The organism is Paraliomyxa miuraensis, assembly GCF_026337845.1.
In the GTDB taxonomy this organism is placed as follows: Bacteria; Myxococcota_A; Polyangia; order Nannocystales; family Nannocystaceae; genus Paraliomyxa; species Paraliomyxa miuraensis.
Window position 1 is genome coordinate 116626 of record NZ_JAOVZF010000145.1, and the last position, 13833, is coordinate 130458.

Here is a 13833-nt window from a genome sequence, read left to right on the forward strand (position 1 = left end):
GAGCCGGCCCGGGCGACGCGAAGGCGCCGCGTGCGGCATACTGGCGCTCGCCCGGTTGGCTCGGGCGAGTCCAAGCCATGAAGAAGCTCGTGATCCTGGTGGTGGTGCTCCTGGTGCTCGGTGCAATCGTGGGCGGTCTGGCCTATGCCGACGTGCACGTGCGGGAGCTGGCCGAGGAGCATGCCGAGCAGCAGCTGGCCAAGGCGCTTCCCCAGGCCAAGGGCATCGACGTGGAGTTCGACGGCTTTCCGTTCACGCTGGGGGTGCTGCTCGATGGCGAGGTGGAGGCGCTCCACGTCAGGATCGGCGCGGTGGAGGAGGCGGGGCTCTCGGCCACCGATGTCAGCCTCGACGTGGACACGATCTCGCTCGACAAGGACGCGCTCATCGACGAGCAGCGCCTGGTGGTGACCGACATCGGCAAGGCCACCGCGCAGGCGTTCGTCACCGACGACGACGTCAGCCGGGTGATCGCCACGCAGAACGTCGGGGTCGCGAAGATCGTGTTCTCGCCCGGCAAGGCCAAGGGGGTGTACAAGGGCCAGGAGCTCGAGGTGAAGGCCCGCGTCGAAGGGCGCCTGGTGCAGCTCGCCGTCCCGATGGCAGGGGTGCCGCCGCTGGTGTTCCCGCTGCCGTCGATGGACGTGCTGCCGTGCTCGCCGCAGCTCGAGCTGCTCGAGGGCAAGGCGCGGCTGGCCTGCTCGATCGATGATCTGCCGCCGACGCTCAAGGCCGCGATGGCGAAGGGATAGCGGCTTACAGCGACTCGAGCGCCTCCGCCGTGAGCGGGCGCCCCGGCCCGGTGGGCTCGACCCATCGTGACACCCGGGGCTCCTCGATCGCCACCGGCCCGTGCTGCTCCCGCAGCGCCGGATCCTTCGCAGGGGGATTCGCCCCCGTCGTGCGACCCGGTATCCTCGTGGGAGGTGGCCGTCATCGACTGCAAGGCCTGCGGGGCTCCGCTCGACGTCTCCTCGGGCGCGGTCGTGGTGACGTGCACCTACTGCAAGGCCCACAACCGCGTGTCGGCGCACGGGCCCGAGGTGCCCAGTGGCCTCGCGCTCGAGGGCTCGGCCCGCACGGTGGCCTCGGGCGCGCGCACCGTGGTGATCATGAGCCTCGTGCTCTCGCTGGTGGGGGTGGCGGTGACGGTCTTCCTGGCGATCGGCAGCGCCACCGACGTCGATGGCTTCTTCTCCGATGCGCTCGGGGGCCTGACCGCCAACCATTGGAATGCCACCGGGGTCTGTCTCGTGGATGCCAACGGCGACGGGGTGGACGACGTGGTCGGGCTCGTCGGTCCGCCGGGGGAGAGCTTCACTCCGGCGATCGTGGACGGGGCGACCGGCGAGGCGCTGTGGCGCGGCGAGCATGCGGGCGAGGGCGCGAGGCTCTCGTGTCCCTCGCGCGAGTGGTTCGTGGTGGGCAAGGCCGACTTCGGCGTGTGGCTCCACGACGCGCGCTCGCCGGGCACGCCCGTGTCGCTACGGGGGCGTGACGTTCTGAGGGCCGCGGCCATGGGCAAGGACTGCGTGGCCGTGCAGACCAATGATGGCTCGGTCATGGGCGTCGCGCTGCCCTCGGGGAGCGTCACCGACTGTCCCGCCAGGTTCCCGGGGCCGTTCGACACGCCGGGGCTCATCGGGCTCACGGGCGAGTCGACGTCGCTGACGGTCGATGGCCGCGAGTACGCGCTCTCCAAGCGCCGGCAGGGCACGCCCATGCTCACGCTGCGGGTGCGCGAGGGTGGCAAGCAGGTGCTCGAGCAGGAGCTGCCCCATGCGGCGGCGACCTTCGCCTCGGGGCTGGCGGTGGCGGGCGATCGAGTCGTGGTGTTCGGGGCCCGGCCCGGCAAGGAGAAGGAAGGGCTCTTGATCGGGCTCGATGCGAAGACGGGCGCCGAGCGCTATGCGGTGCCGCTGCAGGGCATGGTGACCGACAACCTGAGCGCGATGGCGTTCAATGGGCGCTACGTGGTGCTGCAGTACTGGTCGCACCTGCGGGCGTACGATCCGGCGACGGGGGCGATGGCCTGGGAGGGGTAGGCGAGCCGTCGCTCCATCGCCCGTCGTTACACCTCGCCCTGCCGGCGTCGCAGCAGCCACTCGCCGCCGAAGCTGGCCAGCAGCAAGAGCAGCGCCATCCAGCCGTTCCACAGCGGCACGTCGCGTCGTGCATCCACCCGTAGCCCGTTGCGGCCGTCCTCGGGCTCGCGCAGCGCGATCCTCCGCGGCAGGGTGTCGCCTTCGATGGCCACGAGCGCCTCTCCCCCGGTGGCCTCGGCGAGTCGAGCCAGGCGAGCGAGGCCCGGATCGGCATCCACCCGCGAAAGCTCGCGTCCGGGCGGCTCCACGATGAACACGCGGCGCACCTCGTGCTGGCCCATGGCGTCCACGTCGGGATCGAGGTTGGGCTCGGCGAGACCGGTGCCGTCGCCCGCAGCCAGCTCGCGGCGGGCCCAGGCCACGTAGGCGCCCACCTCGAGCGCCTCGAGCGTGTGGCGGGCGCGACCCAGGCCGTCGGTGGTCCACTGGCCCTCGAGCAAGGGCTTGGGGGCGGCGCCGTCGGGCGCGGGAGCCTGCGAAGGGTTCATGGTGGCCAGCGGTCGCAGGGCCCAGTCCACCGCGATGCCCGGCTCGGGGGCGTAGCTGGCCGACCACGTGGTGGCCAGCAGCTCCACCGTCTCGCCGACGAGGTAGCGCGGGCGATCGGTCTCGAGCGTCAGCCGACCCGAGGTGTCGTCGCGCAGCAGCCACCGCACTGCACCGAGCCACAGCAGATCGTAGGGCCGGGCCCCGTCGATGAGCGGCAGATCGGGCGCGAAGCCCAGCCGCCAGGTCGAGCCGGTGGCCAGCACCATGATGCGCCCCCGCCCGGGCTCGGCCACGGCCAGGATCGGGCGCTCGCGTCCTTCTTCATCGGCGCCGTCGGGGTGTACCAAGAGCGACGTCGCGCCGATCCGATCGCCCCGGGGATTGAGGGGCAGCGGGTTGTGGTCGTCGAGCGGGGGCAGCTGCGACCAGCCCTCGTGGGCGGCCGACAGCCACGCGGTGATCGGATGCCGGCGACCGGCCTCGGTGAGGATCGGACGCACGGCGCCATGCTCGAGCGGCGAGCGTCGACGGGTGTCCACGGGCAACAGCCCCGCCAGCTCGGGTAGCCCGTAGCCCAGATCGGTGAATGCGAGATCGCCCCCGATGAGGACCAGCGCGCCGCCCTCCTCCACGTAGCGGGCGATGTTGTCGAGGTACTGCTCGACCTGGTGGGGAACGGCGTCGAAGTTGTGCAGGATCACCAGGTCGAACGAGCCCAGCTCCTCCTCGAACAGCTCGTCGGTGGGGAAGGGGATGAGGCTGAGCGGGGCGGTGTCGTCCTCCCGCGTGATGTCGTCGAGGCCGCGCAAGATGTAGTAGCTGAGCAGCTCCACGTTGGGGTCGCGCCGCAAGAGCGTCCGCAGGGCTCGGACGTCCCAGTCGGGGCGGCCGGCCACGTGCAGCACGCGGACCTTGTCGCGCAGCACCTTCACCACGAACGCCCGCGTGTTGTTGGCGCTCGTGGCTTCCCCGGGCTGGGGCGGCACCGCGATCTCGTAGACGAACTGGCCGACTCGATCGGGCGCGACCTCGAACCGCACCACGGCGGGCAGGCCGTCGGCGGGCAGCCGCAGGCGCTCGGTGGCGACCACCTCGCCGTTGCGTCGCAGCTGGACCTCGGTGGCGGCCCCGGCCAGGCCGTGGGCGACGATGGTGGCCTCGAACTCGGTGACGTTCTCGACGAACGCAAACTCGCCCGCGCGCACCTCGGCCACGCTGGCATCGCGGATGAAGGGCGCGCCCACGAAGAGCGTGGTGATGGGCACGCCCAGCGACGCGGCCACGGTGTCCAGGCGGCCCTCGGTGGCGGCGTCCGCGGCCACGAGGCCGTCGGAGATCACCACGACCCCGGCCAGCGGGGCGCGGTCGGGCTCGGGCTGGGTCAGCTCGGAGAGCGCGCGGGCGAGGTCCGAGCCCGCGCCGTCGGACTGCCCCTCGAGCGTGTCCGCGAGCGCGCCCGTGAACGGCTGCGAGTGGAGATGAAAGCCCCGCACGTCGACCACGAGGCCGTCGTCGCGCCAGCCCACCCGGGCGTCGGCGCCGTCCTGCCACGCGGTGATCGCCCGCGCGTGCCGGGTGGTGGGCGCGGTGTCCTCGTCGGGCGCGTCGGGCAGGGCCATGCTCGCCGAGCGATCCACGAGCACCACCAGCCGACGCCCCGACGCGGTGACCTGCTCGATGCGCAGGGTCAGCTCGAAGGCCACGGCCAGCAGCGATGCCAACGCCAGCAGGCGCAGGGCGAGCAGGCCCGCGGCGATCCGTCGGGGCACCCCCGGACGCCGGCGACGGAACGCGGTCAGGCCCTCGCCCACGGCGAGGATCAGCGCACAGGCGAGCACGCTCACCAGCAAGGGGTCGGGCACGTACCCGGCCGCGAGACTGATGCGCTCGCTCATCGCCAGCGACGAGACCGGAGCAGGGTCTCCACGTGGGCCCGGTCGGCCTTGTAGTCGGTGCAGGTGGCGTACAGCAGCACGTTGACGCCGAAGCGCACGGCCCACTCGCGCTGCACGTTGCCACCGGGGGTACAGGGATAGGCGGGCAAGCCGTCGTTGGTCTCGGCCAGGGCTCCGCCCAGGTCGTTGCGCATCACCAGGGCGCGCAGCCGGCCCTCGTCTTGCACCCCCAGCACGTGGTCGTGGGTGCGGGTGCGGCCCATCGGGGCGTCCACCAGGTAGAAGCTGCGATAGAGCACGTGGTCGCGACCGACCGGGGCCACCTCGCTGGCGGGGGCGATGCGCTGCAAGAGCGCCTTGACGTCGCGCACGAACCCGGGATCGGTGCCGCCGTCGGCCGCATCGAACAGGATGAGCCCGCCCAGATCGATGAAGCGTCGCAGCGCCTCCTCGCCTCCCGGGGGCAGCGGCGGCAGCTCGCCCTCGCCGGCCACGTAGAGGAACGGGGTCGAGAACAGGGCGTCGGCATCGGCCGCGACCTCGCCGGGCTCGAGCGCCGGCTCGAGGCGCGTGCGCAGCCGCAGCTCGCGGGCCAGCACCCGCATCGCGCCGGGCCGGGGGTTCCAGTTGCCCTCGTAGCGCAGCTGCGGCAGGTCGATGGTGATGGTGGAGGAGTCGACCCCGTGCAGGTTGCCCGTAAATGGATCGAAGGGCGCGGGGTCGTGGTCATCCCAGTCCGGGGTGGTGGGATCGAAGACACCCGGACCCGGCGGCGCGGCGGGAATCGGATCGAACGAAGCCCGCGAGCCCGAGCCCCCCGGGGCCGAGGCGACCGAGCGTGCCAGCCCGGCCACGGGCACCAGGGCGGCGGCGCCGAGCCCGGTCAGGAGCGTGCGGCGCGTGAGATCGACGGGTCGCATCGGTGGCGTCGGACATCGTATCCTAGCGCCGATTCGAGGCCGAGCCGGGCCCAGCCGGCGGACCCCGCTCGCGAACGCGGCTCGGCCGCCGACCTCCTGCCGTCCGCCATCCACCGCCTGGGCGCCGCCCAGGGCGCCGTTCGTCACCCCCGTGGCCGTCCTACACGTCAGCGACCTGCGCAAGACCTTCACCCGGGGCTTCCTCCGTCGTCGCACCGAGGCCCTGCGGGGCATCACCCTCACGGTGGAGCGCGGCGAGATCTTCGGCTTCCTGGGCCCCAACGGGGCGGGCAAGACCACCACCATCAAGATCCTGATGGGGCTCATCTTCCCCTCCGGAGGCAAGGCCGAGGTGCTGGGGCTGCGCGCGGGCGACCCCGCGGCCAAGGCCCGCGTGGGCTACCTCCCCGAGAATCCCTACTTCTACGACTACCTCTCGGTTCGCGAGCTGCTCGACATGGTGGGGCGGCTGCACGGCCTTCCCGCGGCGACCCGGCGGCGGCGCGGCGATGCCCTGGTGGAGCGGGTGGGGCTGTCGCATGCGGCCGATCGCCCGCTGCGGTCGTTCTCCAAGGGCATGCTGCAGCGCGCGGGGCTGGCCCAGGCGCTGATCGGCGAGCCCGAGCTGGTGGTGCTCGACGAGCCGATGAGCGGGCTCGATCCGGTGGGGCGCAAGGAGGTCCGCGATCTGGTGCTCGAGCTGCGCGAGCAGGGCACCACCGTGTTCTTCTGCACGCACATCCTGGCCGATGCCTCGGCGCTGTGCGATCGCGTGGGCATCCTGGTGCGAGGGCGCCTGCGCGACGTGGGCTCGCAGGCCGAGCTGCTCGACCCGCGCCTGCTCGGCGTCGACGTGGTGTGGCAGGCGCCCGCCGATGCGGTGGACGGTCTTCGGCGCTTCGAAGGCCAGCATCGCGAGGCGGCCGAGGGCCACCTGCTGTCGGTGGCCGACCTCGACCAGGCCGATGCCTTCGTGCGGGCGCTGCTGCAAGCGGGCGGGCGGCTGCTCCAGCTCCAGCCGCACCGTCAGAGCCTCGAGGCGCTGCTGATGAGCGAGGTCGAGCGACCCGACGACGACCCGGGCGGGGAGGGGCCGCCCGGCGGGGCCGCCGATGGAAGGGAGGCGCGCCGATGAGCGGGCGATCCGACGAGGCCGGGCGGGTCCGGTCTGCGATGGGGCCACGCGTGTGGGCCGTGGCCCTCAACACGTTCCGCGAGGCCGTGCGCAACCGGGTGCTCTACGTGCTCGCCCTGTTCGCCGTGGGTCTGATGGCGTTCTCGGTGGTGCTCGGCGAGCTGTCGATGCACGAGGAGATCCGCGTCATCAAGGATCTGGGCCTGTTCGGCATCAGCTTCGTGGGGGTGGTGATCGCACTGTTCCTGGGGGTCAACCTGCTGAGCAAGGAGCTCGATCGCAAGACGGTCTACTTCGTGATCCCCAAGCCGCTGCGTCGCTTCGAATTCCTGCTGGGCAAGTACCTCGGTCAGGTGCTCACGCTGACCGTGCTGGTGACCTTGATGGCGGCCATCCTCGCGATCTTCGTGCTCGTGCAGGGAGGCAGCCACGGGGTGGTGATGGTGCGCGCCGAGGTGCTGGTGCTGGTGGAGCTGTGCCTGCTCACGGCGGTGGCCATGCTGTTCTCGTCGTTCTCCTCGCCCTACCTCTCGGCGATGTTCACGGGGGCGCTGTGGGTCATCGGTCGCAACCGGGCCGAGCTGCTCGCGTTCGCCACCGGCAAGAAGCTGGGCGGCACTCCGCTGGGCACCGTGCTGGAAGCGTGCGCCGACGTGGTGCCCGACTTCCACGCGCTCTACGTCTCCGGGTCGCAGCTGCCCGGTGGCGACACGGTGGTGAGCGTGCACGAGAGCTTCGTGAGCTGGGGCTACGTGGCCGAGGCCAGCCTCTACGGGTTGCTCTACGCGGCCGCGTGCCTCGTGGGGGCCATGGTGCTCTTCGCCCGGCGGGATCTGGTGTGAGCGACGACGCATCCACGCCCGACGAGGTCGGGGAGCAGGCTCCTGGCCCGGCCCCGCCGGCCCCCGCATCGCGCCTCCCGGCGTGGGCGCGGCGTCCGTTGATGGTGGTCGGCGTGGTGGCGGCGGTGCTCGTGCCGGTGGCGGCGCGGGTGGCCATCGAGGGGCGCAACGAGCTCGCGGCGGCCGAGCAGGCCCGCGCTCGCGCCGACGTCGACGCACGGATCGAGCACCTCGGTCGGGCGCTGCGCTGGCGCCTGCCGCTCGGGGGGGCCGACGAGGTGGCGCTCGATCGCCTCGAGGCGATCGCGGCCGAGCACGAGGCCCTCGGTCCGCCCGGCCGCGAGGTGGCGCTGGCGGCTCATCGCGAGATCCGTCGGGGCCTGCTGGCCACGCGGGTGCTGGGCATCCCGCACCGCGAGCGGTGGGAGCGGGCCAACGAGCGGATCGCCGCCTTGATGGCGGAGCAGGAGCAGGCCATGGGCATCGAGCGCTCGGCGGGCGGCGATCGGACGGCCCACCACCTCGCGTTGCTCTCGCGCGAGCCCGGCCCGGCACCCGTGCGCGGGCACCTGGCCGCGCTGGCGTTCGGAGGCTGGGTGCTGTCGGTCGTGGCCTTCGTGCTGCGGGGGATCGGGCCCAAGGGACGCCTGCGGCCACGGCTGGCGCTGCGCTGGGGCCTCGGTGCCGTGGTGCTGCTGGTGGCCTGGGCGGTGCTGTTGGCCACCGCGCACGGCTGACGGGCCCGATCGACGGCGGCACGGCGGGCCGGGCCCAGGGGTATGATTGGCTGCACCATGCCGACCGCCGATCGTCGCCCGGTTCGCATCCTGGCCCCGCTGTCCGTGCTGCTGGTGAGCGCCTGCCTCAAGGCGCCCTCGGGATCGGCACCCGAGGGCACCGTGGCGCCGCCCCAGCCGGCCGCCGCCGTGCCGGCCAAGCACGAGCCGGTGTCCTCGATCCCCGATCCCTTCCCCACCCAGGCCGAGCTCGACCAGATCTCCGCTCGTCCGCACCCCGAGGCGGCGCGGCTCCTCGGTCAGTCGGTGGCGCCCATCGATGCGTGGGACCTCCAACGGCCCGTGGCCCAGCGCACCGAGGTGGTGACCTATCGTGGCGACGACCCCAATGCCCGGGCGCTGGCGGCCGTGCTGGCCGAGGGCAAGGACGGACGCCGCGTCACCCAGGGCATGCAGTGCGTCGCCGAGGAGATGAGCCGCTTCGTGCTCGCCCATGGCGACGAGCCTGCGGCCGACCTTCGCGGCTTCATCGTCGCGCGCTGCGGCACGCCGGTGAGCTTCCCCGCGGTCGCGATCCAGCGCCTGCCCGTCGAGGAGCTGCCGGGGCGACCGCTGCACCCCGTCAAGGATCGCCAGTTCCTCGACGCGCTGGCCAAGGACGTCCCGGCCGAGGCCAGCGCGGGGTTCTTCATCGGTCGTGGCGAGGACGAGGCGGTGCTCGGCCTGGCGTTCGGCGTGCCCGACGTGGAGCTCGAGCCGGTGCCGCTGGTCCTCGACGGGCGGCACGAGGTCGACGTGCGGGGGCGGATGCGCTGGGACTTCGACAACCTCAGCGGCCATGCCTCGCGCGGGGAGCTGGGGGCGCTGCCGTGTCGCCCGATCACCCACGAGCCGATCGCCGCCCCTCGCTTCGCGCTGCGCTGCCCCGTGGCCATCGACGATGCGTTCACCGTGATCGAGCTGAACGCCTCCCCCAAGGGGCGGCTGCTCGGGCGCGGCGTGCTGCGGCTGTTGGTCTCGTCGCGCGGCCCGGTGCCCACCCACTACCAGTCGCCGCGGCTCTCGCTGCCCATCGGCCCGCAGGAGCACGACGACCTCGCGCTCGCCACGGCGGTCAGCGCCCTGCGGCGCAAGGCGGGCATGGAGCCCGTCATCGCCTCCGCCGGCCAGAGCGAGGTGCTCGCGCAGCTCCTGCCGCACTTCCTCGTGGCGATCGCCGATCCCTCGCAGGGCGAGCTGGCCGATCAGATCGCCCTGGGCATGATGGCGGGCCGCAAGGTGGGCACCGCGATCCGCTGGGGCAGCTTCTCCACCAGCACCTCGCCGAGCAACTGGCCGCTCGAGCGCGATCTGGCGGCCGAGCTGTTCTCGCCCTACTCGCGCTCTCGCCTGTTCGATCCCGAGGCCAACACCGTGGCCTACACCGAGATCTCCGATCCAGCGCAGCCCATGCGGGTGTCCGTGATCGCCAGCTACAGCGAGCTGCGCGATCGCGACTACACGCCGCAGATCGTGGCGCTGTTCGAGACCATCGATCGCCAGCGCGCCGCGGCGGGTCTGGACCCCCTGGTGCGGGTCATGGCTCCGGGCGACGTGCGCACGATGGCCGCCGTGGCGGCGCGCGTGCGCGACGGCGAGCTGATGCCCGAGGACGCGGTCGGGCAGCTGCTGCGGCACTTTGCCGAGCAGACCCACCGCAGCTTCGAGGGGATGGTGCTCCTGCCGCACTCGCTCGAGGGCTGGAACCCCGCGCTCGAGGGGCCGATCGTGACGGACCCGCAGGTGGCGGCCGCCATCACCATCAGCCACTTCCGTCCCCCCGGAGCCGCCTGGGGGCGCAACCTGGTGATCGTGGTCTTCACCGTGCTCTGACGTCGGTCTTACCCGCGCCCGCCTTCGTGAGCTAGCCTCGGCGCTCCCGAGGACCCTTGGCACAGCACGACGACGACGCTCCCCCGCCCCTGCCCACCGCGACCCTCCTCGCCCGAGGCGGCATGGGAGGCGTGTTGATGGGCCTGGCCAACCTCGTGCCCGGGATCAGCGGCGGCACGATGCTGCTGGCGGCGGGGATCTACCCGCACTTCATCCGGGCGGTGGCCGACGTCACCACCCTCAAGCTGCGGCGACAGTCGCTCCTGGTGCTGGGCATCGTGGTCTCGGCGGCCCTGGTGGCGATCGTGGGCTTCGCGGGGCTGGTCAAGGACTTCGTGGTCGAGCATCGCTGGGTCGCCTACAGCATCTTCATCGGGCTGACCCTCGGTGGGGTCCCGGTGATCTGGAGGCTCATGCGACGTCCGCTGACCCCCGCAGTCTGGATCGCCGCCCTCTGCGGTCTGGGGGGCATGGCCGCGCTGGGCATCTCGCAGGCGCAGGGCCACGCGGGCACGGGGGCCGACGACGTCGGGTTCGTCATGATGTTCCTCGCCGGCGTGGCGGGGGCCAGCGCGATGATCCTGCCGGGCGTCAGCGGTGGCTACCTGCTGCTGGTGCTCGGGGTCTACGTGACCATCCTGGGCGGGATCGAGGACGTCAAGCTCGCACTCAAGGCCGGGGACATGGCCGCGCTCTCGGATCCGCTGCTCGGCATCGTGATCCCGGTGGGCCTGGGCGTGGTGGTGGGCGTGGCCCTGGTGAGCAACGCGCTCAAGTGGCTGCTCGCTCGCTACGAGCAGGCGACCCTCGGCGTGCTGCTGGGGCTGCTGGTGGGCGCGGTGGTGGGGCTTTGGCCGTTCCAGCGCGGGGAGAAGCCCGCCGTCGGCGACGTGATCAAGGGAAGGGTCCTCACCGCGCAGAGCCTCGCCGAGCTGCCGGCCAAGGACTATCCCACGGTGTTCTTCGATCCCGGCGCGGGGCAGATCGCAGGGGCGCTCGGTCTCATCGTGGCCGGCTTCCTCGCCACCTCCCTCGTGGCTCGCCTGGGCCGCGACCCCTGAGGCGCGTTCCATGCCCTGACGAGCCCTGGCGAGCCCCTGGGGCCCCGGGGCGAAGGCGATTGCAAATCGGGCCCGCACCGGCGATCCAAGCGAAGTGAGCGACCAAGACGATCGCCCCATGGCCGGCGACACTCAGCCCGCGGGTGGCACCCGGGGCGGTAAGAACCGCACGCTGCAGCTGCTGGCGGCCGGGGGCAGGGGGCACCGCAGCCTGGCCGACGCCGCGGCCATCGCCGCCAACCCCGGCGTGATCGCTGACATCTACGGGGCGACCGACGTGGGACGCACGCGTGCGAGCAATCAGGATCAATTCCTGGTGGCCGCGCTCGAGCGCGCGCTGTTCATCGAGGGCTCGAGCCTGCCGGCGCAGGCGGGCACGCGGCTGACCGACACGCCGCAAGGGCGTCTGCTCATCGTGGCCGATGGGATCGGGGGGCACGGCGGGGGCGAGCTCGCCTCGGCGATCACCATCGATGCCATGGCGCTCTATGCGTTCGAGACCATGCCCTGGGCCGTGGGATCCGACGAGCGCTCGTTCGAGGAGCTCTCGCAGAGCCTGCGCGACGCGGTGGCCAGCGCCCAGGCTCGGGTGCGCCGGGTGGCGCGGCGCAAGAACGTCTCGCCCGATCTCGGCACGACGCTGACGATGGCGTACGTGACCTGGCCCGACCTCCACCTCGTGCACGTGGGCGACAGCCGGGCCTACCTGCTGCGCGAGGGCACGCTCCATCGCCTGACCCGCGATCACACCCTGGCGCAGATGCTCGTGGACGGCTCGGCCATGACCCCCGAGGAGGCCGCGCGCTCCCACCTCAGCCACGTGCTCGTCAACGCGGTGGGGGGAGGCAGCGACGAGCTCCACGTCGAGCTGCATCGCGTGAAGCTCGAGATCGAGGACCAGCTCTTGCTGTGCACGGACGGGCTCTACGACATGCTCGGCGACGACGTGATCGCCGAGCACCTGCGACGCACCGATCGCGAGGTGGAGCGGGTGGTCAGCGGCCTCGTCGACGCGGCCAACGAGGCGGGCGGGCGCGACAACGTCACCGTGGTCCTGGCGCGCTTCTAGGACTCGGGGCCGTGCCGATCCCCGAGCGCCCGTCCGCCGCCGCGGCCTCCGGGGCGCGGTGCTGGCCCGGGCCCCGGCGATCGCGGTAGAGTCGGCCCGCAGGTGAAGACCGACTTCGAGCTCCTCGATGCCTGGCGAGCCGGCGATCGCATGGCCGGCAACGAGCTGTTCGATCGCTACTTCGACGCCCTGTTCCGCTTCTTTCGCAACAAGGTCACCGACGGGGCCGACGACCTGGTGCAGCAGACCTTCCTGGCCTGCGTCCAGAGCCGCGACCGGTTTCGCGGCGACTCCAGCTTTCGCACCTACCTGTTCACGGTGGCGCGCAGCAAGCTCTACAACCAGCTCGAGCGTCGGCATCGCGAGGGGGCGATCGACTACGGCGTGACCTCGTGCGCCGATCTGGGCGTGTCTCCCAGCGGGATCATCGCCGAGGACGAGCAGCAGCGGATGCTGCTGGTGGCGCTGCGCTCGCTGCCGATCGATCTCCAGGTCGCGCTCGAGCTGTTCTACTTCGAGAAGATCCGCGGCCCCGAGCTGGCGCAGGTGCTCGGGGTCCCCGAGGGCACCGTGCGCAGCCGCCTGCGACGCGGGCGGGAGCTCCTGCGCGAGCAGCTCGAGACGCTGCTGCGCTCGCCCGCCGCGGTCGAGTCGACGATGACCGACCTCGAGTCCTGGGCGGCGGCGCTGCGCGAGCAGGTGCTGGGGCCCAAGGGATAGTCGGACCAGCGACCGAGCCAGTCGCCAATCAGGGCGTGACCAAGACCTTGGTCCACAGCAGTGCATCGGGCCAGTCGGCGAGCTCGTCGGCGGGGTCGCACTCGGGCAGCATCACGCCCTCGCACTCGATGCCCTCGTGGTAGTCGGCGATGCGCGTCGTCAGCACACAGGTGGCACCGTCGGGGGTCCAAAACGACTCGGTGTCCTTGGTGAGGTCCGAGAACTCGTTGATGTCGAACGGGTCGGCGAGCTGCAGGGCGGTGCCCTGCACCGTGTGCGGGGTCCCGTCTCCGCAGTAGTCGGCCCTCACGGCCCGTGAGGCCGCCTGGTGGGCGTCGTCGCTGGCGTTCCAGGGGCTGTAGCCCCACACCGCGGCCTTGCCGACCGCCCCGGACACGCAGCCGAAGTAGATCGTGTCGCTGCGCTCGAAGTGGGTGCCCGATTCCGGGTCGACGTCGATGTTCTCGAACAGCACCACGGAGTACTCGCCGGTGTCGGGGTCCTCGGCGCAGGTATAGGTCTCGGAGTTCGGGGTCCCGGTGCCGCCGAAGAAGGTGTAGCGCGAGGCCCCGTGGTCATCGGTGAACTCGGAGATCGTCATCACCGCGGTGCTCTCGGTCGCCTCGAGCTTCACCGTCCACACCGAGTCGACGAATGCGGCGCCCGAGTGCTCCGTGCTCGAGGCGTCGACGCCGTGGAGCATCCCGTCCTTGACGTATACGTCGTAGACCGGGGTGAGGGTGCGATCGATCATGATCTCGACCGACTCGAGCCGCCAGCCGTCGTACATCTGCCCGGTGGTGTCGAGCGCCGCGACCGACAGGCCGTTGAGGCCGTGGGTGTTGGTCACCGGAGGATCCCAGTTGCAGCCGAGGCAGCGGGCTTCCACGTCGATGGGCTCGAAGGCGGACGAGTCGGGGCCTCCCTCGGGCTCGCAGGCCACGACGAGCAGGGGAAGTGACAACAGAGCGGTGCGAATCGAAGGCAT

The 13833-nt window shown here is 72.0% G+C and carries 12 protein-coding genes; 9 read left to right on the forward strand and 3 right to left on the reverse strand.

The features are described from left to right. Positions 1–77: 77 nt before the first annotated feature. Positions 78–752 (forward strand): LmeA family phospholipid-binding protein, encoded by a 675-nt coding sequence (locus OEB96_RS12200; RefSeq protein WP_266215756.1) that lies wholly within the window; start codon positions 78–80, stop codon positions 750–752. A gap of 174 nt (positions 753–926) precedes the next feature. Beyond that, the gene (locus OEB96_RS12205) at positions 927–2045 is read left to right on the forward strand and encodes a zinc finger domain-containing protein (RefSeq protein WP_266215757.1); all 1119 of its coding nucleotides are present in this window, start codon (positions 927–929) and stop codon (positions 2043–2045) included. 26 nt (positions 2046–2071) lie between these two features. Here OEB96_RS12205 and OEB96_RS12210 read toward each other — a convergent pair whose 3' ends face one another. Together OEB96_RS12210 and OEB96_RS12215 are read right to left on the reverse strand one after the other, a co-directional pair. Next, positions 2072–4489 (reverse strand): hypothetical protein, encoded by a 2418-nt coding sequence (locus tag OEB96_RS12210; protein ID WP_266215758.1) that lies wholly within the window; start codon positions 4487–4489, stop codon positions 2072–2074. After that, positions 4486–5409 carry a DUF4159 domain-containing protein gene (locus OEB96_RS12215; protein WP_266215759.1) on the reverse strand — a complete coding sequence of 308 codons (924 nt, stop codon included), beginning with the start codon at positions 5407–5409 and terminating at the stop codon, positions 4486–4488. The genes OEB96_RS12210 and OEB96_RS12215 overlap by 4 nt, the downstream gene beginning before the upstream one ends. A gap of 151 nt (positions 5410–5560) precedes the next feature. On the opposite strand from OEB96_RS12215, the gene OEB96_RS12220 reads away from it, so the two are divergent. The 7 genes from OEB96_RS12220 (at position 5561) to OEB96_RS12250 (ending at position 12845) form a co-directional block, all read left to right on the forward strand. Continuing rightward, a complete protein-coding gene (locus OEB96_RS12220; protein ID WP_266215760.1) occupies positions 5561–6544 on the forward strand; it encodes an ABC transporter ATP-binding protein in 984 nt (327 codons plus the stop codon). Continuing rightward, positions 6541–7386, forward strand: coding sequence for an ABC transporter permease (locus tag OEB96_RS12225; RefSeq protein ID WP_266215761.1), 846 nt, complete (start codon positions 6541–6543; stop codon positions 7384–7386). The genes OEB96_RS12220 and OEB96_RS12225 overlap by 4 nt, the downstream gene beginning before the upstream one ends. Further along, positions 7383–8123, forward strand: a complete 741-nt coding sequence (locus OEB96_RS12230) for a hypothetical protein (RefSeq protein WP_266215762.1) — start codon at positions 7383–7385, stop codon at positions 8121–8123. Before OEB96_RS12225 ends, OEB96_RS12230 begins: the two co-directional genes overlap by 4 nt. Positions 8124–8180: 57 nt before the next feature. Further along, positions 8181–9995: a hypothetical protein gene (locus OEB96_RS12235; protein ID WP_266215764.1), complete on the forward strand. Its 1815-nt coding sequence runs from the start codon at positions 8181–8183 to the stop codon at positions 9993–9995. A 56-nt stretch (positions 9996–10051) separates the two neighbouring features. Next, positions 10052–11056, forward strand: a complete 1005-nt coding sequence (locus tag OEB96_RS12240) for an undecaprenyl phosphate translocase family protein (protein WP_266215765.1) — start codon at positions 10052–10054, stop codon at positions 11054–11056. 118 nt (positions 11057–11174) lie between these two features. After that, positions 11175–12125 carry a PP2C family protein-serine/threonine phosphatase gene (locus OEB96_RS12245; RefSeq protein WP_266215766.1) on the forward strand — a complete coding sequence of 317 codons (951 nt, stop codon included), beginning with the start codon at positions 11175–11177 and terminating at the stop codon, positions 12123–12125. A gap of 102 nt (positions 12126–12227) precedes the next feature. Continuing rightward, the gene (locus OEB96_RS12250) at positions 12228–12845 is read left to right on the forward strand and encodes an RNA polymerase sigma factor (protein ID WP_266215767.1); all 618 of its coding nucleotides are present in this window, start codon (positions 12228–12230) and stop codon (positions 12843–12845) included. Between the two features lie 28 nt (positions 12846–12873). On the opposite strand, the gene OEB96_RS12255 is transcribed toward OEB96_RS12250, so the two are convergent. Next, positions 12874–13833: an ADYC domain-containing protein gene (locus OEB96_RS12255; RefSeq protein ID WP_266215768.1), complete on the reverse strand. Its 960-nt coding sequence runs from the start codon at positions 13831–13833 to the stop codon at positions 12874–12876.

Excerpts from the sequence above, each read along its gene's own strand:
- OEB96_RS12215 (WP_266215759.1), bottom strand. The coding sequence starts at position 5,409 with ATGCGACCCGTCGATCTCACGCGCCGCACGCTCCTGACCGGGCTCGGC.
- OEB96_RS12210 (WP_266215758.1), bottom strand. The coding sequence starts at position 4,489 with ATGAGCGAGCGCATCAGTCTCGCGGCCGGGTACGTGCCCGACCCCTTG.
- OEB96_RS12225 (WP_266215761.1), top strand. The coding sequence starts at position 6,541 with ATGAGCGGGCGATCCGACGAGGCCGGGCGGGTCCGGTCTGCGATGGGG.
- OEB96_RS12235 (WP_266215764.1), top strand. The coding sequence starts at position 8,181 with ATGCCGACCGCCGATCGTCGCCCGGTTCGCATCCTGGCCCCGCTGTCC.
- OEB96_RS12200 (WP_266215756.1), top strand. The coding sequence starts at position 78 with ATGAAGAAGCTCGTGATCCTGGTGGTGGTGCTCCTGGTGCTCGGTGCA.
- OEB96_RS12245 (WP_266215766.1), top strand. The coding sequence starts at position 11,175 with ATGGCCGGCGACACTCAGCCCGCGGGTGGCACCCGGGGCGGTAAGAAC.
- OEB96_RS12255 (WP_266215768.1), bottom strand. The coding sequence starts at position 13,833 with ATGCCTTCGATTCGCACCGCTCTGTTGTCACTTCCCCTGCTCGTCGTG.